Below are 25,795 nucleotides of genomic sequence, written 5' to 3' on the forward strand. Positions count from 1 at the left end.
GGAAAAGCGGTGAGGATTTGGTCAGCGGCAGGGACGAGGCTGGTGTCGGGATCATCTGAACGCCCCTCGCGGACCAGCCTCACCAAGGAGAAGCCATGCGCCGAACCGTCGTTGCCCTGTTCGCCCTTGCCGCCGTGCTCCCGGGCGCGGTGCCTGCCGCCGCCGCGCCCGCCGGCACCGGCAAGGGCTGGGAACCGGCGCCCTCCGCGCCGTGGGACGTCGCCGCAGGCGTCCGGTGCGACTTCCCCGTCCACGGCGAGCCCGTCGTCGATGAAGTGGTGCAGCGCGTGCTGGACACCCATCCCGACGGCTCCGCGAAGCGGGTCGCGTACAAGGGTGACCTGGTCGTGCGGGTCACCCACACCGGGACCGGTGCCTTCCACGACGCGGACGCGAGCGGCACAGCCGTCGTCGACTACCGCACCGACGGCTCCCAGCACTGGTCCGTGCTCGGCCCGGTGCTGGTCGGCGTCGGCGAGAACAGCGGCAACCTGCCGCGCGGCCTGTACCTCGTCGACGGGGTGTACACCATGGACATCAGCTCCACCGGATACAAGACCGTGAACATGGCGTACGGGACGCAGGACGACCTCTGCGCGCGCATCGACTGACCGCCTGGCAGCCCTGTCCGACCACGCGGCCGTGTGCCGGGGGCGGTTGAAGCGGTTTTCACCAGCTCAGGGTGGTCAGGGGAGGCGGCATCCCGTTTTCGCCGACCGCTGGTCGAGCCCCTGCCCGCCGACCACCCCATGCGCACCGCGCCCCGGCCCCTGGCCATCCCTCACCTCGGCCATGTCTCGCAGAGCTACTACCGCACCTCTTACGGCCAGGCCGTCGAGGACATCGAGGCGTTCCTGGCGGGCGGGCCCGTACGACGCCTCGGCTGAGCCATGCGGTCGTAAGTCCGTGAGCACTCCAGCCATCACTGTCCATGTTCCGCTCGTTTGAGCGCGAAAGGGACACTTGCTCGCCGACTGCTCACAGTTTTCAGCAAGGCATCCACTCCCGGCCTCTCGGTTTCGGGTTCGCGGTCGCCGCCTGCACGGCCGGCGTCGTCGCACGGTGCCCGGCAACGAATTACTACGGAGTCGGTCGAGCGGGGGTGGGGGCGGAGCCGTCAGTCGGTGGCCCCGGGCTCGGTTACTGGTGAACTGTTGGGGGAGGGGTCGGGGCGTACGAAGGTTCCCTTGATGGGGACAGTGATGACCAGACCTTGATCGCGGAGGTCGCGGACGGCACGGCGAATCGTGTTGACGGCTACGCCGTACTGCTCTGCGAGGTCCCGTTCGGCAGGGAGGCGCGCACCCGCGAGGAGTCGTCCCGTCCGGATTTGATCGGCGATGTGGTGGGCGACCTGCAGATACACGTAGACGTGGCTTGCCGGGTCGGGTCTCCAGTCACGCTCATCAGGCATGCATGAACGCTAAAGCGCCGAGTATCGACCCACCACGTGTGGGTGCAACCGCATGCTTCCTATTGCTACCTAACGCATCCTGATGCAAAGTAGGTTCTGCAGAACGAACGGAAGACCCCGGCGAGGTGGCTAGACCTCCCGGGGCACGGCCAACGCTTGCAAGGAGCGTCGACATGCATGACCTTATCCGCCGGGCTGCCCATTGGTTGGGCCTTCTCTTCGGGCCTGGCACCGGAACCCATCGCGCGGGGGACCGGCGCCCCGTCGGCTCCGAGTACGTCACTCCCCGTACCGCCGACTCCGGCTGCCTTCCTCTTCACCGTTCCCCGTACTGCCGTCATCTCCCTCTCGACGGCGCCGCCTCCCGCCTCGTCCGGCCCTACCTCACCGCCCACGAGCAGGAACAGGCACGTCGGCGCCACCGTCGCCGGGTCCTCGTACTCGCCGCCGGGTTCGGTGCCGACCTCGACCAGCACGCCAGCGGCGCCCGGAAGGTGGCCGCGTGATGAACTCGCTCACCGTGCTCCGACTGCTGCCCTGGCTGTCGCCGGAAGGCAAGCCCTGCTTCCTCGTCCCCGGCGAGGAGGGCGGGGTCGTCTCCCGGTTCGCCGACGCGACGGAGGCCCGGCAACTCGCGGACGGGCTGGATGTTCTCCGCGCCGCCCGCCGGGTGTTGGACGATCCCCTGACCCCGAACGTCGAGGTCCGCTACGCCGCGCTCCGGCTGACCGAATGCCTCGCCGACACGCTGCGCGTCGCGGAGTCCCGCGGCCGACGTCTGCCCTCGCCGGGAAGTCCGGAAGGCGGAGGAGTGGACGAGTAGTCAGTGACCGGCGGCGCCGAGTGGTGCTACAGCGGCTTCGCGAAGCAGCGGCTGCTCTCGTAAGAGCGGTAGTAGCCGAACTTCTCGCAGGGCTCGTAGCCGCTGGAGGTGTAGAGGGCGATGGCCTCCGGCTGCTGCGTGCCCGTTTCCAGGACCATGCGGAGGCGGCCGGCCGCGCGGGCGTCGTCCTCCAGGGCGGCCAGCATGCGGCGGGCCAGGCCCCGGCCGCGCATTCCCTCGGTCACGTACATCCGCTTCAGCTCGGCGTCCCCGTCGCGGTTGCCCTCGCCGTTGGCGTTCTGGACGCGCCAGCCGCCGGAGGCGACCGGGGTGTCGTTCTCGTCGTAGACGAGCAGGTAGATGCCGTGCGGCGGCCTGAAGTGCGCGGGGTTCATGGGGGTGGCGTCGCCGCCGTCGCCGTAGCGGACGTGGTACTCGGCCTGGACCTCGTCGTTCAGCTTGACGGCGTCGGGGTGGTCGTAGGAGACGCGTCGGATATTCATGCGCAGTAAGGTATATCAATCCGATTGGGGTGGGATCCGTTTTTCGGGCCAGGAACGGGCCCCGTCCAGTGTGCCGGTATCGTGCCCGGATGTTCACTGTGACCTCCGTCAACGTCAACGGACTGCGCGCCGCCGCGAAGAAGGGCTTCGTGGAGTGGTTGGAGCGGACCTCCGCCGATGTGGTGTGCCTGCAGGAGGTGCGCGCGGAGCCGCAGCAGCTGCCCGAGCACGTCCGGGAGCCCGAGGGGTGGCATGTGGTGCATGCGCCTGCTGCGGCGAAGGGGCGCGCGGGGGTCTCCCTGTATACGCGGCGTGAGCCCGATCGCGTCCAGGTCGGTTTCGGGTCGGCCGAGTTCGACGGCGGTGGGCGGTACGTGGAGGTGGATCTGCCCGGGGTCACCGTCGCCTCGCTCTATCTGCCCTCCGGCGAGGTCGGTACCGAGCGGCAGGACGAGAAGATCCGCTTCATGGGGGAGTTCCTCGCCTATATGAAGGGCCTGCGGGAGCGGGCCGCCGCCGACGGCCGGGAGGTCGTCGTGTGCGGGGACTGGAACATCGCGCACCAGCAGGCCGACCTGAAGAACTGGCGAGGCAACACCAAGAACTCCGGGTTCCTGCCGGAGGAGCGGGAGTGGCTGGGGCGGGTCCTCGACCCGGCCGACGGTGGTTACGTCGACGTCGTACGGGCGCTGCATCCTGATGTCGACGGGCCGTACACGTGGTGGTCGTACCGGGGGCGGGCTTTCGACAATGACGCAGGTTGGAGGATCGACCTGGCTATGGCCACTCCTGGGCTTGCAGAGCGAGCGGTCAAGGCTTTCGTGGAACGTGCGGCGAGTCATACGGAGCGGTGGTCGGACCACGCTCCCGTTTCTGTGGTGTTTGCCGGGTGACAGGACCGTGCGTGGCACCCGGGGCGGTCGTATCCCGCACGGCCCCGACGGTGGCTTCAGCCCCTTGCTCTTCATCGGGCGGCATGCCGGCACTGAAGGTCAACCGTGAGGTGTCTGGTCCGGCCGGCCTGGCCGGGCCGCCTCCGCACCTTCCCTTGGCCACGGTGACATGAACGCCGTCTTCAAGGAGCATCTCGCGAGGGACGAGGGTGTTCAGCCCCTTCGCCTTGCGAGAGCAGTCCGTCGTGTACGCCTCGAGTCAGTCGGAGCGCATGCCCGCGGCTGCAGGGCACGTCATGGATTGGGCGCGGGCACGGCAGACATAGTTGCCGTATGCGCAGCCCCGGCGTGCGGCGAAATACATGCGCCCGCCGCAGCCTGCACAGTGCACAACGCCAGTAAGCGCTCGCGCAGACAGGCGCGCGGCCATGGTCGGTGGGCGGATCGGTTGTCCCAGCGGTGGGTGCTCCAGGCGCGGCGGATGAGGCTGCGGACGGTGATGACGGTGTCGGCGAGGTCGAAGGAGGCGTCGATGACGGTGATGCAGCGCTCGGAGCAGCGCGCGAGCTCTGAGCAGCGCGGTCTCACGGTTTCGTGGATGACTGCCGGTGGACCGAGTGTGAGGCAGGTCCTGAAGGGCTTGGAATTCCCCCTCGGTGGGCAGGGGCGGACCGAGCAACCCAGGCGCACCGTCCGCGTCGCGGACGGTTTGCCCGTGAGGGACGTGATGGCCCATCAGGGACGGACTGCGCAGCAGCACGTTGCCGTTCCGGCGAAGTGGAGACGCTCGTGATCTGGCTGAGTCGCAGGGCACCAAGAGCCCTTGCCTGTCCGTTGATGGGCATCGAAAGCGAGGATCGCAGAGTCGGTTGAGGGCCACGCTCGGACACGTCGACACCCCTATGCGGTGTCGGCCGTACCCCGGGGCCGGTGGCTCAGCCGCCGGGGCCTTTTGACTCCACTTTCGGAGCGCGAACTTCCTTTCGCTCGGTGTGGTAAAAAGTCATTCGATGGAGTGAGTGCCGCCTGAGGGGCACGACTGTTTGTGCAGGCGGCGGTCCATCGCCAGGGAGAGTTCGGCGTCGACCACGCCGCGGGCCAGGGGACGCAGGCGGTGCACGGCCTCCTCGGGGGCGTGGCGGAGGATCAGCTCGGCGAAGAGGTCGGCCACGGCCTCGGTGTGGGTGCGGACCTCCCGGCCCGTGCGCAGCACCTCCGCGAGCGGGATGCCCTCGCGGACCAGGGCGGACGAGACGTCCAGCAGGCGGCGGCTGATGTGGACGATCTCCTCGCCGTCGGTGCCGAGGTAGCCGAGGTCCATCGCGGCGGCCAGGTTCTCCGGGGTGACCTCGCCCGCGAAACGGTCGGCGAGCTCCTCGGGGGTGAGACGGACCGGGGTCTCCTCGGTGGGGGCGTCCATGCCGAGGAGTTCGCCGACGTCGCGGCCGTGGTCGAAGGCCTCGGCGAGTTCCGCTATGCCGTTCAGGGTGTGGCCGCGCTCCAGGAGTGCCGTGATCGTCCGTAGCCGGGCCAGGTGCTGGTCGTCGTACCAGGCGATGCGGCCCTCGCGGCGGGGCGGCGGGATCAGCTTGCGTTCGCGGTAGAACCGCAGCGTGCGCACGGTGATGCCGGCCAGCCGGGCCAGCTCCTCCATGCGGTACTCGCGCCGCTCACCGGGTTCTGCGTTCTCCTCTGCCACGTCAGCAGCCTAGGGCGTACCGGCGGTAACTTTCCTTGCGCGCACCCTACCCATCAGTACGGCACTGCTCTACGCTCCATTGCGCCAGTGGTCACTGGCAAGGTTCTCGGTGGCGCGTGAGGGCGGGAGGCTTCGGGATGGCCGAGCACGAGCATGTACGGGTCGCGGTGGTGGGGTCCGGGTTCGGCGGGCTGGGGGCCGCTGTGCGGCTGCGGCGCGAGGGGGTCACCGACTTCGTCGTCCTGGAGCGGGCCGGTACCGTCGGCGGCACCTGGCGCGACAACAGCTACCCCGGGTGCGCGTGCGACGTGCCGTCGCACCTCTACTCGTTCTCCTTCGCGCCCCATCCCGACTGGCCGCGCTCCTTCTCGGGGCAGGAGCACATCCGTGCCTACCTGGAGCACGTCACCGACACCTTCGGCCTGCGTCCGCACCTCCGCTTCGACTCGGAGGTGAAGCGGATGGCGTGGAACACGGAGCGGCTGTGGTGGGAGATCGAGACCAGCAGCGGCAGCCTCACCGCCGATGTCGTGGTGTCCGCCACCGGGCCGCTGTCCGACCCCAAGGTCCCCGACATCCCCGGGCTCGACACCTTCCCCGGCAGGGTGTTCCACTCCGCCCGCTGGGACCACGACTACGACCTGCGCGGCAAGCGGGTCGCCATGGTCGGCACGGGGGCCTCCGCCATCCAGATCGTGCCGTCCATCCAGCCGCTCGTCTCCCGGCTCACTCTCTTCCAGCGCACCCCGCCCTGGGTCCTGCCCCGCGTCGACCGGGCCATCAGCGGCGCCGAACGGGCCCTGCACCGGGCGCTGCCCTTCACCGCCCAGTTGCGCCGCGGACTGCTGTGGGGGGTCAGGGAGTTGCAGGTGCAGGCGTTCACCAAGTATCCCAACGAGCTCGGTCTCGTCGAGCAGTTGGCCAAGCGCAACATGGTCCGCGCCATCGAGGACCCGGCCCTGCGCGCCAAGCTGATCCCCGACTACCGCATCGGATGCAAGCGGATCCTGCTGTCCAGTACGTACTATCCGGCGATCGCGCGGCCCAACGTCGATGTCGTCGCCAGTGGGTTGAGCGAGGTCCGCGGTTCGACCGTCGTCGCCGCCGACGGGACCGAGGCCGAGGTCGACGCGATCGTGTTCGGCACCGGGTTCCACGTGACCGACATGCCCATCGCCGAGCGGGTCGTCGGCGCGGAGGGCAAGACCCTCGCCGAGACGTGGACGGGCGGGATGGAGGCCCTGCGCGGTGCCTCGGCCGCCGGGTTCCCCAACTGGATGACGCTCATCGGGCCGAACACCGGCCTCGGGAACTCGTCGATGATCCTCATGATCGAGTCCCAGCTGAACTACCTCGCCGACTACCTGCGCCAACTCGACGTCCTCGGAGGCCGGGTCGCCCTCGACGCCCGCCGGAGCGCCGTCCGCGTCTGGAACCACCGGGTGCAGGAACGGATGAAGCGCACGGTGTGGAACACCGGTGGCTGCACCAGCTGGTATCTGGACGCCGACGGCCGCAACACCACCGTCTGGCCGGGCACGACCAGCGAGTTCCGGCGCGCGACGCGGCGCGTGGACCTGTCCGAGTACGCCGTCCTGCGCGCACCCGCGAAGAAGACAGCCGCGCCCCACGAGAACGCCGAGGTGGCCGCATGAGCAGGGGAAGTCTCGAAGGGCAGGTCGCCGTCGTCACCGGAGCGGCCCGCGGGGTGGGGGAGTTGCTCGCCCGCAAGCTCTCCGCGCGCGGGGCGAAGGTGGCACTGGTCGGGCTGGAGCCGGACGTGCTCAAGCAGGTCTCGGCGCGGCTGCACGGCGAGAGCGGCCACTGGCACGCCGACGTCACCGACCACGGGGCGATGGTCCGGGTCGCGGGGGAGGTCGAGGAGCGGTTCGGGAAGGTCGACATCGTGGTCGCCAACGCCGGTGTGGCGGCCGGTGGTCCGTTCGCCGACTCCGACCCGGAGGCCTGGCGGCGGGTCATCGAGGTCAACCTGATCGGATCGGCGGTCACCGCCCGCGCGTTCCTGCCGCTGCTGACCGAGAGCCGCGGCTACCTGCTCCAGATCGCCTCGCTCGCCGCGATCACCCCGGCGCCGATGATGACCGCGTACTGCGCGTCCAAGTCCGGTGTGGAGGCGTACGCGCACTCTCTGCGGGCCGAGGTCGGACACCGGGGAGTGCGGGTCGGCGTCGGCTATCTCTCCTGGACCGACACGGACATGGTGCGCGGGACCGACCAGGACGAGGTGATGCGGGAACTCAGGCAGCGGCTGCCGTGGCCGACGAACAAGACGTATCCGCTGGGCCCCGCGGTGGACCGGATCGTGGCCGGGATCGAGCGACGCTCGAGCCATGTGTACGGGCAGTGGTGGCTGCGGGGGATGCAGGGCGTGCGCGGGTACCTGCCCGGTGTGATCGGGACCGTCGGGCAGCGGGAGATGCGGCGGTTCGCGGATCGCCTCACCGGCATGCGCACGGGCCTGGTCGGGGCCGGCGGGAACGCCGATGAACAACACCGTACTACGGTGCGTGACTGATCGACGTGCGGAGGGTCACCGCCCGTGTGAATCTGAGGGGGCAAGATCCCCCACACCCCAACGGGAGTGAACCCACATGGGCATGAAGGATCAGTTTCAGGACAAGTCCGAGCAGATGCAGCAGCAGGCCAAGCAGAAGGCCGGCCAGGCCAAGGAGCAGCTCCAGAATCGCGGTCGCCGTCGCGAAGAGGACCCGGACAACCCGCAGCGCGGACGGCAGGAGTCCGAGGAGCGCTTCGACGAGGACTACGACGCCTGACGTCGTGTGCTGAAGACCACTGCTCGGCACGGCCGTTGAGCGCCGTGTGCTGAAGCGGGAAGGGGCGCCTCCACGGGGGCGCCCCCTCTCACGTCTCCACCCTCCCACGCCCCCACGCTTCCGGGTCCTTCACGTCCTGCCCTTCCTCGGTGGCAGCTTCGGGCGGGAGCGGTCGGGGACGTCGCTGTAGCCCGGGGGAGTGGCCGGGGGCTCCGTCTCCAGGAGTTCCAGGGCCAGTCGGACCGCGTCCTCGAGCACCGTGTACCGGCCCTCCGCCCAGTCCAGCGGTGTGCGCAGCGCCTCGAGGTCGGGGGTGACGCCTCTGTTCTCCACCGACCAGCCGTATGCGTCGAACCAGGCCGCGTTCATCGGCACCGTGATCACCGTGCCGTCCCCCAGCCGGTGCCGGCCGGTCATGCCGACCACCCCGCCCCAGGTGCGCTGCCCGACCACCGGCCCCAGCTTCAGCAGCTTGAACGCGGCCGTGATCATGTCACCGTCGGAGCTCGTCGCCTCGTCCGCGAGGGCGACCACCGGCCCGCGCGGGGCGTTGGCCGCGTACGACACCGGCTGGGCGCCGCGGGTGAGGTCCCAGCCCAGGATGGTGCGGGTCAGCGTCTCGACGACGAGTTCGCTGATGTGGCCGCCCGCGTTGCCGCGCACGTCGACGATCAGCGCCGGGCGGGACACCTCCATGCGCAGGTCGCGGTTGAACTGGGCCCAGCCCGAGCCGCCCATGTCGGGGATGTGCAGATAGCCGCACCGGCCGCCGCTCAACCTCCTTACCACGTCCCGGCGTTTGGCCACCCAGTCCTGGTAGCGCAGCGGGCGTTCGTCGATCAGCGGGACGACGGCGACCCGGCGGGGCGGGCCCGTGCCCTCGGCCGGGGCGAACGTCAGCTCCACCGTTGTACCGCCCGCCCCCGCGAGCAGCGGGTAGGGCCCGGCGACCGGGTCCACCGGGCGGCCGTCGACATGCGTGAGGACCGCGCCCTCACGGATGCCGGTGCCGGCCAGCGGCGAACGCGCACGGGAGTCGGAGGAATCACCGGGCAGAATCCGCCGGATCGTCCAACCTCCCTCCCGGGGCACGAGGTTGGCGCCGAGCAAGCCCTGGCGGCGCTGGTAGTGCGGGGGGCCCTCGTTGCGGCGGGCGGCGGTGACGTAGGCGTGGGAGGTGCCGAGTTCGCCGAGCAGTTCGCGCAACAGGTCCGCGAACTCGTCGGGGGAGGTGACCCGTTCGACCAGCGGGCGGTACTGGTCGAGCGCCGCGTCCCAGTCGATGCCGCACATGCCGGGCTCCCAGAAGTAGGCCCGGATCAGCCGCCCGGCCTCCTCGTACGACTGCCGCCACTCGGCCGCCGGGTCGGCCTCGTGCAGGATGCGGCGGACGTCGATCCAGACGGTGGAGTCGCTGTCGCCCGGCTCGGTCGCGGGCACCGCGCGCGGCTCGCCCTCGTCGGCCACGACCAGCCGCGTCCCGTCGCCGCTGACCGCGAAGAAGTCCAGATGTTCCACGAGTTCGGACTTCTTCGCCTTGCTGATGTGGAAGTGCTCCAGGGTCGGCCGGCCGCTGGTGTCGTCCGGGTTCGCGAACGTCTCGCCGAGCGCGCCCGAGATCGGCCAGCGCAGCCAGACCAGTCCGCCGCCCGCGACCGGGTGCAGCGCCGAGTACTTGGAGGCGGCGACCGGGAAGGGGGTGACCCTGTTCTCCAGGCCCTCGGTCTCGACGGTCACCGTGCCGCCGCTGTCGCCGCTGTCGTCCCCGTCGTCGGCCTCCACCGGGTCCAGGCCCCCGGCGGCCGGCCCTCGGGGCTGAGGGCGAACGGGGAGAGGGTCGCCGAGGACAGCGGTACCAGGTACGGGCGGCAGCCCAGCGGGAAGGACAGGTCACCGGTGTGCACGTCGTAGACCGGGTCGAAGCCGCGCCAGGACAGGAAGGCGAGGTAGCGGCCGTCCCGGGTGAAGACCGGGTTCTCGTCCTCGAAGCGGCCGTTGGTGACGTCGATGACGAACCGGTCCTTGATCCGGGCCAGTTTGATCTGCCGCAGCGTCCGCCCGACGCCGGGGTGCGACCAGGTGAGCCACCCGCCGTCGGGCGAGAACGCGAGGTCGCGCACGGGCCCGTTGACGGACCGGATCAGCTCGGTGACCCGGTTGTCGGGATCGGGGCCGGGGCCGGGGTCGGGGTCGGGGGAGCTGTCGGCGATGCCGGGGCCCTCGCCACCGGAAGCCTCCTCGCCGCCGGGGCCGGAGCCTTCGCTGCTGCCCCCGCCCAGGCCGTTGTCGGCCTCGCTGATGTCCACGAGTAGCAGGCGGCCGTCGTGGGAGGCGACGGCCAGGCGTTCGCCGTCCGGGTCGGCCACCATCTCCAGCACCCGGCCCAGCCTCCCCGAGGCCAGCCGTCGGGTGGGGCGGCGGCCGCTCGCCCGGGGCAGGGAGACGACCTCGATCGCGTCCTCGCCCTCGGCGTCCGTCACATACGCCACCCGCCCGCTCGCGCCGAGCATCTCCGGCAGCCGCACCCGCACCCCGGGGGTGTCGGTGAGGGTGCGCGCGGGGCCGTCGCGGTGGGTGAGCCAGTACAGGCTGCCGCGTACGACGACGGCGCTGGCGCGGCCCGTCTCGTCCACCGAGACGCCGTCCAGGTGGTGCGCGGCGGGCACCTGGTAACGGCGCCGCCCGGCGCGCGGCCCGCTCAGCGTGACGTCCAGCCGGCGCGGCACGGAGGCCGGGGACAGGTCGTCGACGAGCCACAGGTCACCGGCGCACTGGTAGACGACCCGGGTGCCGTCGCTGGACGCGTGCCGGGCGTAGAACGCGTCGTGGTCGGTGTGGCGGCGCAGGTCGGAGCCGTCGTACGCGCAGGAGTACAGGTTGCCGACGCCCTCGTGGTCGGAGAGGAAGGCGACCCGGCCGCCGACGAACATCGGGGAGTGTAGATGTCCGTCGACCTCGGCGAGCCCGTCGTGCCCGTCGAGCAGGCGCCGTCCGTGCAGCCACAGCCTGCCCGTCGCCCCGCCCCGGTACCGCTTCCAGGAGGCCGGCTCGTGCGGCGGGGTGCCGGTGAGCAGCAGGGTTCTGCGTTCTCCGGCGATCTCGGCGACCTGGATGTCGGCCACCGGGCCCCAGGGCAGTTTGCGGCCCGGACCGCCGTCGGTGGAGAGCTTGTAGGACCAGGTGAAGTACGAGAACGGCTCGCCGTGCGAGGCGACGGCGAGGATCTCGGGACTCCCGTCCCCGTTCGGGGGCGCCCAGCCGCAGACCCGGGTGTCGGAGCTGCCCCAGTAGGTCAGACGGCGGCCCGGACCGCCGTCCACCGGGACCAGATGGACCTCGGGGTCGAGGCTGCGCCAGCTCGTGTACGCGATGTGGCGGCCGTCGGGGGAGAAGCGGGGGTGGCCGAGCTTGGTGCGGTCGACGGTGAGTCGCCAGGCCCGGCCCGGGGCGTTCGAGCGGGGCGAGCCAGAGGTCGTCCTCGGCCACGAAGCACAGCAGGTCGCCGTTGAGGTGCGGCAGGCGCAGATAACTCACTCTTCCCATGCTTTTCCGGGCTACGGACCGCAGCAACTCGTGCGGAGCGACGGCGGCTCTCCCGGCGTGACCCAGCGAACGTACGAAACGGTTTCGTTCCTCTAGGGTCTGCGGTACATTCTTCGTGTACGAAACCGTGTCGTTCGGCGCGGTGAGATCCGGAGCGAGAAGAGGTGAGCGGGATGACCGAGGTCGCACCGGCGCGTCGCAGCCGGATCACCCCGGAGCGCGAGGCCGAGATCTACGCGGCCGTGCTCGACCTGCTTCGCGAGGTCGGGTACGACGCCCTCACCATGGACGCCGTGGCCGCCCGCACCCGGTCCAGCAAGGCCACCCTCTACCGCCAGTGGGGCGGCAAGGCCGAGCTGGTGGTGAGGGCGATGCGGCATCAGAAGCCGGGTGGCCTCGGCGATGCCGACACCGGTTCCCTGCGGGGTGACCTGCATGCCCTTGCCGGCCGCCAGGACGACTGCGCCATGGAGCAGAGCGCCGCCCTGATGCGGGCGCTCGCCATGGCGGTGCACACGAACGACGACCTGCGACGTGCGTTCAGGGACCTCCTCGTCGAAACGGAGATCGAGGAGGTCCAGCGGATCGTCCGGCGCGCGGTCGACCGTGGCGAGATCCGCCCGGACAACCCTGCGCTGGAGCACTTGGTGCACATGCTCGTCGGCGCGTTCGTCGCGCGGCCCCTGATCGACGATCTGCCGCCCACGCGGGAGTTCCTCACCTCGTACATCGACGCTGTGCTCCTCCCTTCCCTCGGGGTCCCCCTCCCCTGACCGATCCCCCTCAGACCGCCCCCCGGTCGACCACCGCCTGACATCACAGCTCCGTCGTCGGGCTGCTCCCCCCTGCCCTGAACAACCCGCGATCAGACCGGGAGTACTCTCTCGTGGCCACTTTCCTCTATCGACTCGGTCGTTTCGCCTTCAGGCGACGGCACTTCGTAGCCCTGCTCTGGGTGGCGCTGCTGGCGCTCGCGAGCGTCGGCGCTGCCGGCGCGCCCGCCACCGGCAACTCTTCCATCTCCATCCCCGGCACCGAGGCGCAGAAGGCCTTCGACCTGCTCGAGGAACGTTTCCCCGGCACCAGGGCCGACGGGGCGACCGCACGTGTCGTCTTCAAGGCCCCCGCCGGCGAGAAGATCACCGACGCCGGTCACAAGGCGACCGTCCAGCAGACCGTCGAGGAGCTCTCCGAAGGCTCCGAGGTGGCCGGTGCCACCGACCCGTACCAGGGTGGAGGCGTCAGCCAGGACGGCACCGTCGCCTACACCTCGGTGAGCTACAAGGTCTCCGTCCTGGAGTTGCAGGAGTCCTCGCGCGACGCCCTGAAAGGCGCTGCCGGGGACGCCCGCGACGCCGGGCTGACCGTGGAGATGGGCGGTGACGCGCTGCTGGCCACCGTCCCGCCCACCGGTGCCGCCGAGATCATCGGGATCGGTGTCGCCGCGCTCGCCCTGGTCATCACCTTCGGGTCGCTGCTCGCGGCCGGTCTGCCGCTGCTCACCGCGCTCATCGGCGTCGGTATCGGTGTGTCGGGCATCACCGCGCTGGCCAGCCCCCTCGACCTCAGCCCCACCACCTCCACCCTGGCCATGATGATCGGCCTCGCGGTCGGCATCGACTACGCGCTGTTCGTCGTCTCCCGCTACCGTGCGGAACTGACCGAGGGACACGGGCGTGAGGAGGCGGCCGGCCGCGCCGTCGGCACGGCGGGCTCCGCGGTCGTCTTCGCCGGGCTCACAGTCGTCATCGCCCTCGTCGGCCTCTCGGTCGTCAACATCCCGATGCTGACCAAGATGGGTTTCGCCGCCGCAGGAACGGTCGTCATCGCCGTACTGATCGCCCTCACCCTGATTCCGGCACTGCTCGGCTACGCGGGCCGCAAGGTCCGTCCGGCCGGTGAGAAGAGCAAGCTGCTCGGTGGTGGCCGCACCGAGAAGAAAGCGCAACGCCCGAACATGGGCACACGATGGGCGAGCTTCGTCCTACGCCGTCCCGTGGCCGTCCTCCTGCTCGGCGTCGTAGGCCTCGGTGCGGCGGCCATCCCGGCGGCCTCTCTGGAACTGGGTCTGACCGACGAGGGCTCGCAGCCGACGTCCACCACCCAGCGCCGCGCCTATGACCTGCTCTCCGAGGGCTTCGGCCCTGGGTTCAACGGTCCGCTGGTCGTGGTGGTAGACGCCAAGAACAGCGACGACCCGCAGGCCGGCTTCCGGCAGACCGTCGACGACATCGAGGGCCTGGAGGGCGTGGTCTCGGTGAGCCCGGCGTCACCCAACACGGCCGGTGACACGGCGACGATCACCGTGGTCCCGGACTCCAAGCCCTCGTCCCTGGCGACCGAGAACCTGGTGCACGACATCCGGGACGCCGGAGCGGACATCAAGGCCGACGCCGACGCCGACGTCCTGGTCACCGGTGCCACGGCGATGAACATCGACGTGTCGCAGAAGCTCAACGACGCGCTGCTGCCGTATCTGACCCTGGTGGTCGGGCTGGCGTTCCTGCTGCTGATCGTGGTCTTCCGGTCGATCCTGGTCCCGCTGAAGGCGGCCCTCGGCTTCCTGCTCTCCGTGATGGCCGCCCTGGGCGCCGTGGTCGCGGTCTTCCAGTGGGGCTGGCTGTCCGGCCTGGTGGGCGTGGAGGAGACCGGCCCGGTCATGTCGATGATGCCGATCTTCATGGTCGGCGTGGTCTTCGGACTGGCCATGGACTACGAGGTGTTCCTCGTGACCCGGATGCGGGAGGCCTACGTCCACGGGGAAAGCCCCAGCCAGGCCGTGGTGACCGGCTTCCGGTACAGCGCCCGGGTCGTGACCGCCGCAGCGGTGATCATGATGGCGGTCTTCGCCGGCTTCATCGGCTCCAGCGAGCCGATGATCAAGATGATCGGCTTCGGTCTCGCCGTCGCCGTCTTCTTCGACGCGTTCGTCGTCCGCATGGCGATCGTCCCGGCGGTGCTTGCCCTGTTGGGCAAGAAGGCCTGGTGGCTCCCGAAGTGGCTGGACCGCTTCCTGCCCAACGTGGACGTCGAGGGCGAGGGCCTGCGCACCGGCACCGACGCCGGTAAGAAGGGCGGAAACCCGGACGACGACCGGGACCTGGTCCGTGTGTGACAGCAGCGGATGACAGCACCGGACCGCAGGACGTCAGGTCCTGCGGTCCGCAGTACCAGCCGGTGAGGGCCCTGTGGGGACGGGGAGCCCTTACCGGCTTTTTCGTGCGCCTGACGCGCCTGACGCGCCTGACGCGCCTGACGCGTCTGCCGGCTGGGACGGCCGGGTCGCCCGCGGCCCGCGCCGGCCGCTAGCGTGCCCCGCATGACGACAGCCGCCACCGACAACGAGGGCTCCGCGGCCCACCCCCGATTCGCCGAGGCCCTGCGGGACTTGGGGCTCGCGGAGGTGGCCGGGCAGGTCCGGCGCTTCCCCGGCGCCGCCCGTACCGCCCCCGAGGCCGCCGCCGCGATCGGCGGCGTACCGCCCTTCGGGCACCGCACCACGACGCGCGTCCTCGCCGACCGCTCCCTCCTCGACCACGACCTCGTGCGGGCGGCGGCCGGCACCCCGTACACCGTCTCCCCGAGGGAACCCAAGACGCTGATCGCCCACGCCGGCGGCACCCTGGCGGACGTGCGCGAGCGCTCCGAGTGACCCCACTGGTCACCGCGGCCGTCCTGCTCGCCGCGGTCACCCACGCCGCCTGGAACGCCATCGCGCACCGGATCACCGACAAACTGGCCGGCTTCGCCCTGATCTCGGGCGGCGGCCTGCTGATCGGGCTCGCGCTGCTGCCGTTCGTGCCGTTACCGGCGGCGGGGGCATGGCCGTACCTGCTCGGTTCGGCCGCGATCCACCTGGCCTACTACGCACTGCTGATGAAGTCCTTCGAACTGGGCGACTTCGGGCAGGCGTACCCCCTCGCGAGAGGCAGCGCGCCCCTGCTCGTCACGGTCCTCGCCGCCGTGTTCGCGCACGAGGTGCCCGACGGGTGGGCCGCCGCCGGGATCGGGCTGTCCTGCGCGGGACTGACCGGCGTCGCCCTGTGGGGGCTGCGCGGGCACCGGCCCGACTGGGCGGCGATCGGGGCGGCACTGGCGACCGGCCTGACCATCGCCGCGTACACCGTCGTCGACGGCCTCGGCGTACGCGCCTCCGGCTCCTCCCTCGGCTACATCGCCTGGCTCATGACCATCCAGGGCACGGTGATCCCGGCGTACGCGCTCTGGCGTTGGCGGGGCGGCACAACCGCCCTGCTCCGCCCGTACGCCGCCCTCGGCCTGCTCGGCGCCGCCCTCTCCGTCACCGCGTACGCCCTCGTCCTGTGGGCCCAGACCCGCGCCCCCCTCGCCCCGGTCGCGGCCCTGCGGGAATCGTCGATCATCGTGGGAGCCGGTATCGGCGCGCTGTTCTTCAGGGAACGCTTCGGCGCCCCGCGCATCGCCGCGGCCGGCCTGCTGGTCGTCGGGATCGGGCTGATGCTGCGCGCCGGATAGGGGCGGCGTGAGCATCCGCGGCCGATGTGTCCGCGGCCGATGTGTCCGCACGGGCCTCAGAGGAGCGGGGTGTGAGCACTTCGCCGGGAAGTGCTCACGCCTTTCGTGGAGAGCCCACCCGCAGCTCGGGATGCGGCGGGCAACGGCCGGGTGCGATCGGGCGGGGGAGGGGCACCCTGGAAGCAGGACTTCCGGAGGTGATCGTCATGGCGGGCACGATGCGCACCACGGTCGGGTGGCACGTCGAGATGGAGTTCATGGAGGACGACCAGCACACGCGCGCGGTGGCGCTGCTCCGGCTGCCCGACGGGACCGAGGTACGGGCCCACGGGCACGCGAGCCGGCACCACGTCGACGCGAATCAGCCCAGGGTCGGGGAGGAGGTCGCCGGCGCACGCGCGTTGAACGAACTCGCGATGCGACTGCTGACCAAGGCGCACGACGAGATCGACGAGGTGTCCGGCCGGACCTCGCACCCGATCCACATATGAGCGACGGCGGGTGAGCTAGCCGGCGAGGGCGGAGCGCACCGCCCGTACCAGGGCCTGGGCGCGGGGGTCCGAGGTCACCGTCGTGCGGAAGCCGTTGGTGACGTAGCCGAAGGCGATGCCCGTCTCCGGGTCGGCGAAGCCGAGGGAGCCGCCGCGGCCGGGGTGGCCGAAGGAGCCCGGGGTCAGGAAGGGCGACGCGCTGCCGTGCAGCATGTAGCCGAGGCCGAAGCGGGTGCCCACGATCAGGACGCGGTCCGGGCCCGCCGACTCCTCGGCGCGGGCGCGTTCGACGGTGGCCGGGTCGAAGAGGCGTACGCCGTCGACCCGCCCGATCAGTGAGGCGTAGAAGCGGGCGAGCCCGTCCGCCGTCGCGATGCCGTTGGCGGCGGGCTGGGCCACCGCGCGGAACGCCGGGTCGTTCGGGTCGGGGAACGGACTGATCGCGGCGAAGGCCCGGCGGGTGACGGAGGAGGGGTCGCCGTAGGCCGCGGTGACCGAGCGCTTGGGGCGGGCGCGGAGCGCGCCGGACGGCTCGGGCCCCTCGACCGGGCCGACCCGCCCCACCCGGCCGGCCTCCGCGTCCGGCAGCCCCAGCCAGAAGTCGAGCCCCAGCGGAGCGGCGATCCGGTCCACGATCCACTCGCCGGCTCCCCGGCCCGTCACGCGCCGAACCAGCTCGTCGAGCAGCCAGCCGTAGGTGAGGGCGTGGTAGCCGTGGTCGGTGCCCGGCTCCCACACGGGTGCCTGGGCGGCGACCGCCTCGGCGCCCCGCAGCGGGTCGAGCGCCTCCGTCGGGGTGAGCGGGCGGTCGAGGAGAGGGATTCCGGCCCGGTGGTTCAGTACGTGCCGGACCAGCACCCGTTCCTTGCCGTGGGCCTTGAACTCGGGCCAGTAGTGGCCGACCGGTGCGTCCAGGTCCAGTGCGCCGTGCTGGTGCAGCAGCAGGGGTACGGCGGCGGCGACGCCCTTGGTCGCCGAGCGCACGATCTGGGCCGTGCCCCGCTGCCAGGGCTCGGTACCGTCTGTGCCGTCCGTGCCCTCGATGTTCTTGACACCGGCCCACAGGTCGACGACCCGGCGTCCGTTCCGGTAGACGGCGACGGCGGCGCCCCGGTCCCCGAGGCGTTCGAAGTTCCGTGCGAACGCTTCCCCGACCGGCTCGAAGCCCTCGGTCACTGTGCCGTGCACTTCGACGCCCACGTCGGCCGGTCCTCTCTGTTCGTCTGTCGCCAGTCCCGTCGTTCACCTCTGACATGGGGTGCAACAGCGGCCGTCCGCCTGCGATTCCTGGGCCGTGTCGGCCCGGTACCGGCACCGGCTCCTCAGTGACGAGGCGCACACGGAGAGTGGGATTCCGGAATGTGTGCGACATTGGAGGAACGAACGGGTATGCGGCTTTCGTACAGTTGGCGCACCGTGAGGGGCCCCCATGAACGTAGTCGAGCAGTACGCACGCGCTCAGATCGTCACGGACGCGGACGCCCCGCAGGCCGTGGGCCGTGGGGCGGTGTCCGTGATGCTGTACTACGACGCCGAGCGTGACCCCCGCACCGTGAGGGTGAGGCTGCCCGGCCTCGCGCACCGCGAGTGGGCCCTCCCCCGTGAACTGCTGGAACGAGGGCTGCGCACCCCCGTGGGAAGCGGTGACGTGCAGGTGTGGCCGTGCGGCCGGGTGCAGACCGTCGTGGAGTTCCACTCCGCGCAGGTGGTGTCGGTGGTGGAGTTCGAGACGAAGGCCCTGACACGGTTCCTGCGTCGTACGTACGCGGCCGCGGCAGCCGCCGAACCGGTCCCGCACTGACCGCACCGACGGGCGTCGGCCGGCGAACCGCCGCCGGCGCCCGGGTCAGCCGCCGAGCTTCAGCAGGCTCGCCACGATCGGGCCCGCCGTCGAGCCGCCGTGGCCGGCCGACTGCACGACACCCGCCGCCGCCAGGTCCCCGCGGTACGCGGTGAACCAGCCGTTGGGCTTCTTCTGGCCGTCGACCTCGGCCGACCCGGTCTTCGCGCCCTTGTCACCGCCCACCCCGGCCATCGCCTCCGCCGCCGTGCCGCTGGTCGCCGTGTACGACATCAACTCCCGCAGCTGCGCCAGCGTTGCCGGCGACATGGTGCGCGAGGCCGTGGCCAGCTCGCGGTTGTCCACCTCCGGCGACACCAGGTACGGCTGGTGGAACACGCCCGCCTTGACGGTCGCCGACACCGACGCCATGTTCAGCGGGTTCATCCGCACCCCGCCCTGGCCGATCAGGGAAGCCGCCATGGGGGCGTCCTTCTGCACCGGCACCGAGCCGTCGAAGGAAGACACCCCGATCTGCCAGTCGTTCTTCGAGAGCCCGAAGACCTGCTGCGCCTGCTTGGTCAGGTCGTCGTCCGCCAACTCGGGCGCCTGGCTGATGAAGGCGGTGTTGCAGGACGCGCCGAAGCTGTCCCGGAACGTGCCACCCTTGATGTCGAACTTGTCGAGGTTCTGGAACTTCCAGCCGCCGTAGCTGAAGTACTTCGGGCACGGGTGCTTCTCGTCGATGGACGCGAGGCCCTTCTCGATCAGCATCGAGGCGGTGAGCACCTTCATCGTCGAGCCGGGGGCCAGCGACCCCTGGAACGCGGTGTTGAAGCCGCGCGAGGCGTTCGCGGCGGCGAGGATCTCGCCGGTCGACGGCCGCAGCACCACCACCGACGACTTGGCCTTCTTGGCCACCTGCTCCTCGGCCGCGGCCTGGAGGGCCGGGTCCAGCGTGGTCCTCACCGTGCCGGGGGTGCCCTTGCTCAGCTCCAGCACGGTCTTGTCGGAGGCCTCCGCCTTCTTGGACTCCTTGCCGCGGACGACGCGCAGTTCGATGCCGGCCTCGCCGCCCGCCGTCTTGCCGTACTTCTCGCGCAGTCCGTCCAGGATCAGCCCGATGGACGGATAGGCGTCGGTGGTCAGTTCGCCGCCGTCCCGGTCCAGCGCCTTGACCGGCGGAGTGCCCGCCTCCCCGGTGACCAGCTTGTCGCCGTCCTTGAGATCGGGGTGCACGACGGAGGGCGCCCACGCCACCCGCGGTTCGCCGTCTTCGTCCCCGCGTACGACGGTCAGCGCGCTGTCGTAGGTGAGCGGCTCGGCGAAGTCCCCGTACGCCACCGTGCCCTTGACGGAGAACGGGACCTCGGCGCCGGTGCGGGCACCGGCGGTGAGGGTGACGTCCTCGACGCGGGCGTCCTTGGTGTAGCCGGTGAGCAGGGCGGTGGCCGCCTCCGGGTCGTCGGTGGCCTCGGCGGCCTCGCTCACTTCACCCTGCTGCCAAGCGGTGAGGAAACGGTCGGCCGCGGCGGTGACCTCGGCGGCGGACAGCGGACCGGTCTTGGCGTCCTTGGCCTGCTGGGTGGAGGACGTCCGGGTGTCGTCCTCGCCCCCGTCCCCGCCCCCGAACAGCGCGTAGGCGCCGAACCCGGCACCGCCGACGACGACGGCGATCACCCCGCCGAGCACGGCGGGCGGGGTCTTCCGTCGCTCGGCGACGCGCTTTCTGTTGCCCACTGCTTGTCCGATCCTCCGCAAAAAAAATTCCGCCGGGCTCCCCCGATGCCCGCACGCTGCCCTCGTGACGCTCACCCGCCGTGGCTCTCACCCGCCATGGCGCACACATGCCAACGACGGCCACCAGCCTAGAGTCCCCCTCCCGCGCGTCGCGCTCAGCCACCCGCTCGTAGCACGGCTGCGACAATCGGGCCTGCCGCGTCGCCGCCGTGGCCGCCCTGCTGGGTCATGGCCGCCGCCGCGACATCGCCCCGGAAGCCGGTGAACCAGCTGTCGGAGGTGGCGTTGCCGTCGACCTCGGCGGAGCCGGTCTTCGCGCCGATGTCGCCGCCGAGCCCGGCCATGGCCCGCGCGGCGGTGCCCTGCGTGGCGGTGAGCCGCATCATCTGCTTCAACTGGGCGGCGGTACCCGCCGGCAGGCCCTTCGCCTGCGCCAGCTGCCGGCCGTCGAGCTCCGGGGAGACCAGGTACGGCTGGCGGAAGGCACCGGTGATCGCGGTCGCCGTCACCGACGCCATGTTCAGCGGGTTCATCTGCACCTGGCCCTGGCCGATGGCACCGGCGGCACGGTCCGGACCCGCGACGGCGGGAACACTGCCGTCGAAGGAGACGATGCCGGTCTTCCAGTCGTCCCGGCCCAGCCCGAACCGCTCCTCGGCCTCCTGGCTGAGCGAGGCGTCGGTGAGCGGGTCCTCGTCGATGAGCTTGACGAAGGCCGTGTTGCAGGAACGCAGGAAGCTGTCGGCGAGGGTGGCGTTGTCGTTCGGCTCCATGCCGGTGAGGTTCTTGAAGGTCTGGCTCTGCCAGGTGGCGGTGGGCGGGCAGGGCGCCGGGCCGTTCATCGAGGCCACGCCGTTGTCGATGAGCATGGCCGCGGTGACGATCTTCATGGTGGAGCCGGGGGCGACCCGGCCCTGGAACGCCGCGTTGAACCCGTCCTCGCGGTGGTTGGCCACCGCCAGCACCTCGCCGGTGCTCGGCCGCACCGCCACCACCGACGACTCGGCGAACTCCTTCACCGCCTTCTCGGCCGCGGCCTGCACCCCCGCGCCGAGCGTCGTACGCAGCCGGCCGGGCCTGCCCTTGGCGAGGGTCAGCAGCGTGGTGTCGCCCGCGCCCTCGCCCGCGGTCCCGTCGGCGTGACGGATCACCAGCTCGACGCCGGGGGTGCCGCCCGCCTTGTCGCCGTACTTCTCGCGCAGGGTGTCCAGGATCGGGCCGAGGGAGGGGTACTTCTCCTTCGTGAGCACCGTGCCGTCCCGGCCCAGGGCCTCGATCGGCGGCTGCGCCGCCTCCCCGGTGATCAGGGTGTCGCCGTCCTTCAGATCCGGGTGGACGACGGACGGCTGCCAGTCGACCAGCGCGCGCCCGGTGGTCTTCCCGCGCACAACGGTCAACTCGCTCTTGTAGCTGAGCGGTTCGGACTTCCCGTCGTACGAGACGGTCGCCCGCACGCGGAACGGGACGGTGGTGCCGGTGGCCGTGCCCGGCGTGATCTCGACGTCGGCTATGCGGGCGTCCTCGCCGTAGGCCGCCAGCAGCGGGCCCGCCTCCCCGGCGTTGTTCGTGTACGACGCCGCCCGCTCCGCCTCCCCCTTCTCCCAGGCCGCGAAGAACGTCCCGCTCGCCTTCGCCACCTCCTCCTTGTCCGGCGGCCCGGACTTCCTGGTCACGGCCGCGTCCGAACCGCCGCTTTTCCCGTCGCCGTTCACGGCCGACACGATGTTGTGGACCCCGTACCCGGCCCCACCCACCATGACCGCGAACACACCACCGATGACGGTGGCCCTGACCCCCTTGCCCATCGGGCTTTTCCCCTCCCCGCCGGACCCCCCACGCCTTCTGAACGTGTTCGGGAAGTTCGGCGAGTGAGCACTTTACGCACAAGGAGTGACGACCGGGACGGCTGTTTCCGATTGTTGTCCGAACGGAGACGGGTGGTCCGGGTGGTCCGCCCTCAGCCGGTGGTGGGGTGCCGGCCACCGGCGCGCATGAGGAGATCCACTACCTGCAGGGCTCCGGTCACTTCGGTCCGGGTGAGTCGGGGGTCGAGCGGGGGCGGAGACGCGGTCCGGGTCGAGGGCCCCGACGAGGATGCGGCCCGTGAGGCGCAAGGCCAAGCCGGGGGGCCCGAGAACGCGGGCGAAGCGCCCGACGCTCATCGCACCGCCCATCACCAGGACGCGGACCCCCCTCCGGCCCCTCGGTCTCCAGATCCTGGTCGCGCCGCGCGGCCGGCTCGCGCGCGGGGCCGCCGGGCCCACCCGTCGCCCACACGGCGACCACCTCCCGGAACGCCTCCACGTCAGCCAACCGACGTCCGGCTGACCCCCGAGCCGCTCGCCCGGTTCGACGCCCTCCGGCGACCGGGGCGGCCGGATCGCTCAAAAGGCTTACGGTACGTTCGCGTTCATGGCACGGAAACAATGGCTGCTGGTGGGGCTCGCCGCGGTGCTGACCGCTTGCTCGGGTCCGGGCCGCACCACTGGCGACCGGACCGCGGCGATCGAAGGGGCATGGCAGAGCACCGGATACGGTTACGTCTTCGACATCGCCCGGGACAGTGCGGGGAAGACGCAGCTCACCTCCTACGACCAGACATCGGTGAGCTGCCTCGGCGGGGACGTGTCGGCACCGGTGGGCCGTGAGGGCGATGCGACGTCCTTCGGTGAGGACGGTGAGGCCGAGCTGGTCGTCCGCAGGCAAGGAGGCCATCTGATCGTGCGGGAGCCGGGGTCGTCCGGGCACATCCGCATGAACCGGCTCGAGGAGCTGCCCGGCTGCCCGTCTGCGATCTCGGGGAACGCGGCTGACCGTCGTCTGCAGACCTTCGACGTCTTCTGGCAGAACCTCGCCGAGCACTACCCGCCCTATGCGCACCGGAGGCTCGATGCGGCGGGCAGAGAGCGCGACCGGGCGGCCCTGGCCGAGCGCAACACCGACCGGATGCTCGGCAAGCTGCTGGGTGGCACAGTCCGCGAGCTCGGCGATATGCACACCGGTATCGAGGGGGAGGCCCTCAGCCTCTACGGCAAACGGCCGGGCACACGCGACTCGGCCGACATGGACACCGATGCCTTCCGACCCGCGATCGAAGCGAGGCTGGGCACGCAGCTCACACCCGTCATCGACGGCAAGGTGGAGTACGCCGGCGGGCTGCCGGGCCACCTGGGATACCTGCGCATCACACAATTCGACGACTTCGCGGACGAGTCGTACGACGTCGACCGGAAGAAGTTCGAACAAGCCCTGGACACGGTGTTCGCCGTCGCGGAGCAGGACGGCTGGCGCGGCCTCGTGCTCGATCTGCGCCTCAACGACGGCGGTTTCGACGGCCTCGGCCTCGAACTCGCCTCCCGGCTGACGGACAAGGCCCACTTCGCGTTCCAGAAGCGGGCACGCAACACGCAGGCAGCCTCCGGGTTCACGCCGTACGAGAAGCTGCAGGTGACGCCCAGCGCTCGCCCCGGCTTCCACGGACCGATCGCGCTGCTGGTCAGCGACCTCACGGTGAGCGCAGGCGAGACGGCGGTCATGACGCTGCTGAACCGTTCGCCAAAGCCCACGTTGATCGGCCGCCCGACGCAGGGCGTCTTCTCGGACCAACTGTCGCGGACACTGCCCGGCGGCTGGTCCCTCGACCTCAGCAACGAGGACTACCGGAATGCGGCCGGGCAGAGCTTCGAGGGCCGTGGCATCCCGGTGCCGCAGGAATTCCGTACCCCTGTCTTCACGGCCACAGAGATCAGACGCCGCTGCGATTCGGCCCTCGCCCGTGCCCTCGACCATCTCGCGGACAAGCCGCCGGCAACGACGGCGCCATGCCCCCGCGGATCCACCTGATGGCATTGCCACGTGGGCCGGCCTGGGATGACCCTGAAGTTGATCACGCCAAGGAGAGGAACGCCGTCGAGCGCCCGATCAGCAAGCTGAAGGCCTGGCGGAGCTGCCCCCTCTGGTGCCGTTCGCGGCGTACCTGGTGCCGGCGGTCACCCCCTGGCGGCACCGGCCCCCGCCCCCAGGGACCTGCCGCCCAGCCCCAAGATCAGCACCGCCGCCACCGCCAGGTGCATCAGAGCGAGAAAGACCCGGGTGCCGCCGTCCATGCCGTCGCCGGTCAACGGCAGGAAGGACACGGCCAGTACGGCGCCGGCCACCCCGGTCCAGACGGCGCGGGCGCGCCGTACTCCGAACCGCTCCAGGGCGGCCAGCAGTCCCCAGCCGGCAAGCGACGCGAGCAGTGCGACGACCGCCACGGGCCCGGCGCCGATGTCGAGTGTCTGCTCGCCGTCGGCGATCCGCAGCCGGTGCCCCAGCAGTGGGTCCGCGACCAGCCACACCAGGACGGGCGCCAGGACGGCCAGGGCCGTCGCCCCCAGGCGCCTTCTCCGCGCGCTCACTGGGCGCCCCCCGAGAGCGCCCCGTGCAGGAAGACCTCCACCAGCTCCTGCGAAGTCAGGTCGGGCTCGTCCTCCGTACGCGGCTGGGCGAAGAGCAGCCCGAAGAAGAGGGCCGCGATCTGCTCCGGCGGCCGGCGCAGGGCGGCCCTGTCGGGCTCCAGCAGCTCCGCGAGGGCCGCGCGGATACGGGTCGTCGACTCGTCGCGGCCCGCGCCGCGCACCGTGCCGGGGTGCTTGCCGCCGCGATGCCCCAGCGAGCCGGCGATCGCGCCCATCCGGGACAGGTGCGCCTGCAGCGCCTCGGCCGCCTCCGCGAGCCGGTCGGGCAGCGGCTGGGACACGTCGATCGCGTCGAGCTCGCGGACCGCGTGCTCGGGGGAGAGCGCCTCGGCCATGCAGGCCTGCAGCAGCTCGTCCTTGTCGGCGAAGACCCGGAAGATCGTGCCCTCGCCGATGCCCGCGGCGCGGGCGATCTTCGCGGTCGTCACCGTGGCGCCGTACTCGGCGATCAGCGGGATCGCGGTCTGGATGATCATCGCGCGCCGCTGCTCCGGCGACATGCCGGGGGCGCGGCGGCGAGTGGTCTGGTTCTCCTTGGGTGCTGTCATGGCCGCGAGAATACGGAGTGAGGACTCACTCCGTCAATGAGTGAGTCCTCACTCCGCTCATTTTCCCCGTACCCGCCTGCTTGCCGAGGGCGGCCCACCAAGATCCACGACTACGGCTGGAGTGCTAGGCCCTTGTTCCCGCGCCCGTCGGAGGCACTTCCCAGGTGAGTAAACGTATCGGGTCGTACCCGCGTACCCGCGTGTCCGTGTCGCGGGTGAGAGTCGCCGGGTGGTCTCGCAGGCCGGCGGGGTGCTGCTGGGGGAGACGGCCCGCCAGAGCGGACTGGACACGGTGATATCAGCGGCGCTGGCCCCGTGGCGTAAGCCCAGGGTGGTTGCGCGATCCGGGCAAGATCCTCCTGGATGTCGCGCTGGCGGTCGAGCTCGGCGGGGACTGCCTGGCCGATGTCGCGATGCTGCGGGCTGAGATCGAGGGATGCTCGGTCGCCAAGTTGAGGGCTTCGAGGTCGAGGTCGTCCGCGGTCAGGGGTGACCGGTGGCCGTCGTGCTCGTCGAGTGACCACCGCACGTGCTCGTTGGGCCGGCCCGACAGGAACGACTTCCACAGTCGCAGCCATAACCACCGCACGGTAACGCGCGTCACTGACAACG

General features: G+C 71.1%; 22 protein-coding genes and 5 pseudogenes. 16 read left to right on the top strand and 11 right to left on the bottom strand.

Going from position 1 to position 25,795, the window contains the following annotated elements:
• The first annotated feature begins 95 nt into the window (after positions 1-95).
• Together WJ438_RS24410 and WJ438_RS24415 are read left to right on the top strand one after the other, a co-directional pair.
• The gene (locus WJ438_RS24410) at positions 96-611 is read left to right on the top strand and encodes a hypothetical protein (RefSeq protein WP_406727140.1); all 516 of its coding nucleotides are present in this window, start codon (positions 96-98) and stop codon (positions 609-611) included.
• A gap of 111 nt (positions 612-722) precedes the next feature.
• Positions 723-887: pseudogene (locus WJ438_RS24415) on the top strand (D-2-hydroxyacid dehydrogenase family protein); the annotation flags it as partial.
• Positions 888-1,117: 230 nt separating this feature from the next.
• On the opposite strand, the gene WJ438_RS24420 reads toward WJ438_RS24415, so the two are convergent.
• On the bottom strand, positions 1,118-1,414 hold the full coding sequence (locus WJ438_RS24420) for a GntR family transcriptional regulator (RefSeq protein ID WP_406727141.1): 297 nt from the start codon (positions 1,412-1,414) through the stop codon (positions 1,118-1,120).
• 173 nt (positions 1,415-1,587) lie between these two features.
• Between WJ438_RS24420 and WJ438_RS24425 the strand changes: the two genes are divergently transcribed.
• Positions 1,588-1,920 (top strand): hypothetical protein, encoded by a 333-nt coding sequence (locus WJ438_RS24425; protein ID WP_406727142.1) that lies wholly within the window; start codon positions 1,588-1,590, stop codon positions 1,918-1,920.
• Positions 1,920-2,237, top strand: a complete 318-nt coding sequence (locus WJ438_RS24430; RefSeq protein ID WP_406727143.1) for a hypothetical protein — start codon at positions 1,920-1,922, stop codon at positions 2,235-2,237. Before WJ438_RS24425 ends, WJ438_RS24430 begins: the two co-directional genes overlap by 1 nt.
• A 26-nt stretch (positions 2,238-2,263) precedes the next feature.
• On the opposite strand, the gene WJ438_RS24435 is transcribed toward WJ438_RS24430, so the two are convergent.
• Entirely contained in the window at positions 2,264-2,740 is a 477-nt protein-coding gene (locus WJ438_RS24435; RefSeq protein WP_406727144.1) for a GNAT family N-acetyltransferase, read from the bottom strand.
• Positions 2,741-2,829: 89 nt separating this feature from the next.
• On the opposite strand from WJ438_RS24435, the gene WJ438_RS24440 reads away from it, so the two are divergent.
• The gene (locus WJ438_RS24440) at positions 2,830-3,633 is read left to right on the top strand and encodes an exodeoxyribonuclease III (RefSeq protein WP_406727145.1); all 804 of its coding nucleotides are present in this window, start codon (positions 2,830-2,832) and stop codon (positions 3,631-3,633) included.
• 429 nt (positions 3,634-4,062) lie between these two features.
• On the opposite strand, the pseudogene WJ438_RS24445 reads toward WJ438_RS24440, so the two are convergent.
• Positions 4,063-4,200 (bottom strand): annotated as a pseudogene (locus tag WJ438_RS24445) (IS5/IS1182 family transposase); the annotation flags it as partial.
• Positions 4,201-4,636: 436 nt separating this feature from the next.
• On the bottom strand, positions 4,637-5,287 hold the full coding sequence (locus WJ438_RS24450; RefSeq protein ID WP_406729795.1) for a MerR family transcriptional regulator: 651 nt from the start codon (positions 5,285-5,287) through the stop codon (positions 4,637-4,639).
• A gap of 182 nt (positions 5,288-5,469) precedes the next feature.
• Between WJ438_RS24450 and WJ438_RS24455 the strand changes: the two genes are divergently transcribed.
• The 3 genes from WJ438_RS24455 (at position 5,470) to WJ438_RS24465 (ending at position 8,127) form a co-directional block, all read left to right on the top strand.
• Positions 5,470-6,987 carry a flavin-containing monooxygenase gene (locus WJ438_RS24455; RefSeq protein WP_406727146.1) on the top strand — a complete coding sequence of 506 codons (1,518 nt, stop codon included), beginning with the start codon at positions 5,470-5,472 and terminating at the stop codon, positions 6,985-6,987.
• Positions 6,984-7,868, top strand: a complete 885-nt coding sequence (locus WJ438_RS24460) for an SDR family oxidoreductase (RefSeq protein WP_406727147.1) — start codon at positions 6,984-6,986, stop codon at positions 7,866-7,868. The genes WJ438_RS24455 and WJ438_RS24460 overlap by 4 nt, the downstream gene beginning before the upstream one ends.
• Positions 7,869-7,944: 76 nt before the next feature.
• On the top strand, positions 7,945-8,127 hold the full coding sequence (locus WJ438_RS24465) for a hypothetical protein (protein WP_406727148.1): 183 nt from the start codon (positions 7,945-7,947) through the stop codon (positions 8,125-8,127).
• 129 nt (positions 8,128-8,256) lie between these two features.
• Here the strand turns inward: WJ438_RS24465 and WJ438_RS24470 are convergent.
• Positions 8,257-11,661, bottom strand: a pseudogene (locus WJ438_RS24470) (S41 family peptidase).
• Positions 11,662-11,843: 182 nt separating this feature from the next.
• Here WJ438_RS24470 and WJ438_RS24475 point away from each other — a divergent pair.
• From WJ438_RS24475 to WJ438_RS24495, 5 genes are all read left to right on the top strand, one after another.
• Positions 11,844-12,443, top strand: coding sequence for a TetR/AcrR family transcriptional regulator (locus WJ438_RS24475; protein ID WP_406727149.1), 600 nt, complete (start codon positions 11,844-11,846; stop codon positions 12,441-12,443).
• Between the two features lie 113 nt (positions 12,444-12,556).
• Complete coding sequence (locus WJ438_RS24480; RefSeq protein ID WP_406727150.1) at positions 12,557-14,785, top strand: MMPL family transporter; 2,229 nt, start codon at positions 12,557-12,559, stop codon at positions 14,783-14,785.
• A gap of 204 nt (positions 14,786-14,989) precedes the next feature.
• Complete coding sequence (locus WJ438_RS24485) at positions 14,990-15,322, top strand: hypothetical protein (RefSeq protein WP_406727151.1); 333 nt, start codon at positions 14,990-14,992, stop codon at positions 15,320-15,322.
• On the top strand, positions 15,319-16,164 hold the full coding sequence (locus WJ438_RS24490) for an EamA family transporter (protein ID WP_406727152.1): 846 nt from the start codon (positions 15,319-15,321) through the stop codon (positions 16,162-16,164). The genes WJ438_RS24485 and WJ438_RS24490 overlap by 4 nt, the downstream gene beginning before the upstream one ends.
• A 206-nt stretch (positions 16,165-16,370) precedes the next feature.
• Entirely contained in the window at positions 16,371-16,655 is a 285-nt protein-coding gene (locus WJ438_RS24495; protein ID WP_406727153.1) for a DUF1876 domain-containing protein, read from the top strand.
• A 15-nt stretch (positions 16,656-16,670) separates the two neighbouring features.
• Here the strand turns inward: WJ438_RS24495 and WJ438_RS24500 are convergent, their stop codons facing one another.
• Positions 16,671-17,855: a serine hydrolase domain-containing protein gene (locus WJ438_RS24500; protein WP_406727154.1), complete on the bottom strand. Its 1,185-nt coding sequence runs from the start codon at positions 17,853-17,855 to the stop codon at positions 16,671-16,673.
• 229 nt (positions 17,856-18,084) lie between these two features.
• Here WJ438_RS24500 and WJ438_RS24505 point away from each other — a divergent pair, with 229 nt between their 5' ends.
• Positions 18,085-18,456 (top strand): SsgA family sporulation/cell division regulator, encoded by a 372-nt coding sequence (locus WJ438_RS24505; RefSeq protein ID WP_406727155.1) that lies wholly within the window; start codon positions 18,085-18,087, stop codon positions 18,454-18,456.
• Positions 18,457-18,501: 45 nt separating this feature from the next.
• Here the strand turns inward: WJ438_RS24505 and WJ438_RS24510 are convergent, their stop codons facing one another.
• The 3 genes and pseudogenes from WJ438_RS24510 to WJ438_RS24520 form a co-directional block, all read right to left on the bottom strand.
• On the bottom strand, positions 18,502-20,175 hold the full coding sequence (locus tag WJ438_RS24510; protein WP_406727156.1) for a penicillin-binding transpeptidase domain-containing protein: 1,674 nt from the start codon (positions 20,173-20,175) through the stop codon (positions 18,502-18,504).
• 155 nt (positions 20,176-20,330) lie between these two features.
• The gene (locus WJ438_RS24515; protein ID WP_406727157.1) at positions 20,331-21,980 is read right to left on the bottom strand and encodes a penicillin-binding transpeptidase domain-containing protein; all 1,650 of its coding nucleotides are present in this window, start codon (positions 21,978-21,980) and stop codon (positions 20,331-20,333) included.
• A gap of 294 nt (positions 21,981-22,274) precedes the next feature.
• A pseudogene (locus WJ438_RS24520) lies at positions 22,275-22,488 on the bottom strand (ATP-dependent endonuclease); the annotation flags it as partial.
• A gap of 99 nt (positions 22,489-22,587) precedes the next feature.
• Here WJ438_RS24520 and WJ438_RS24525 point away from each other — a divergent pair.
• On the top strand, positions 22,588-24,018 hold the full coding sequence (locus WJ438_RS24525; protein ID WP_406727158.1) for a S41 family peptidase: 1,431 nt from the start codon (positions 22,588-22,590) through the stop codon (positions 24,016-24,018).
• A 146-nt stretch (positions 24,019-24,164) separates the two neighbouring features.
• Here the strand turns inward: WJ438_RS24525 and WJ438_RS24530 are convergent, their stop codons facing one another.
• Both WJ438_RS24530 and WJ438_RS24535 read right to left on the bottom strand, forming a co-directional pair.
• Positions 24,165-24,575, bottom strand: a complete 411-nt coding sequence (locus WJ438_RS24530) for a DUF6069 family protein (RefSeq protein WP_406727159.1) — start codon at positions 24,573-24,575, stop codon at positions 24,165-24,167.
• Positions 24,572-25,183, bottom strand: coding sequence for a TetR/AcrR family transcriptional regulator (locus WJ438_RS24535; protein ID WP_406727160.1), 612 nt, complete (start codon positions 25,181-25,183; stop codon positions 24,572-24,574). Before WJ438_RS24535 ends, WJ438_RS24530 begins: the two co-directional genes overlap by 4 nt.
• 229 nt (positions 25,184-25,412) lie before the next feature.
• Between WJ438_RS24535 and WJ438_RS24540 the strand changes: the two are divergent.
• Positions 25,413-25,611, top strand: a pseudogene (locus WJ438_RS24540) (transposase); the annotation flags it as partial.
• Between the last annotated feature and the right edge of the window lie 184 nt (positions 25,612-25,795).

Source organism: Streptomyces sp. GD-15H (genome assembly GCF_045291515.1).
Taxonomy (GTDB): Bacteria; Actinomycetota; Actinomycetes; order Streptomycetales; family Streptomycetaceae; genus Streptomyces.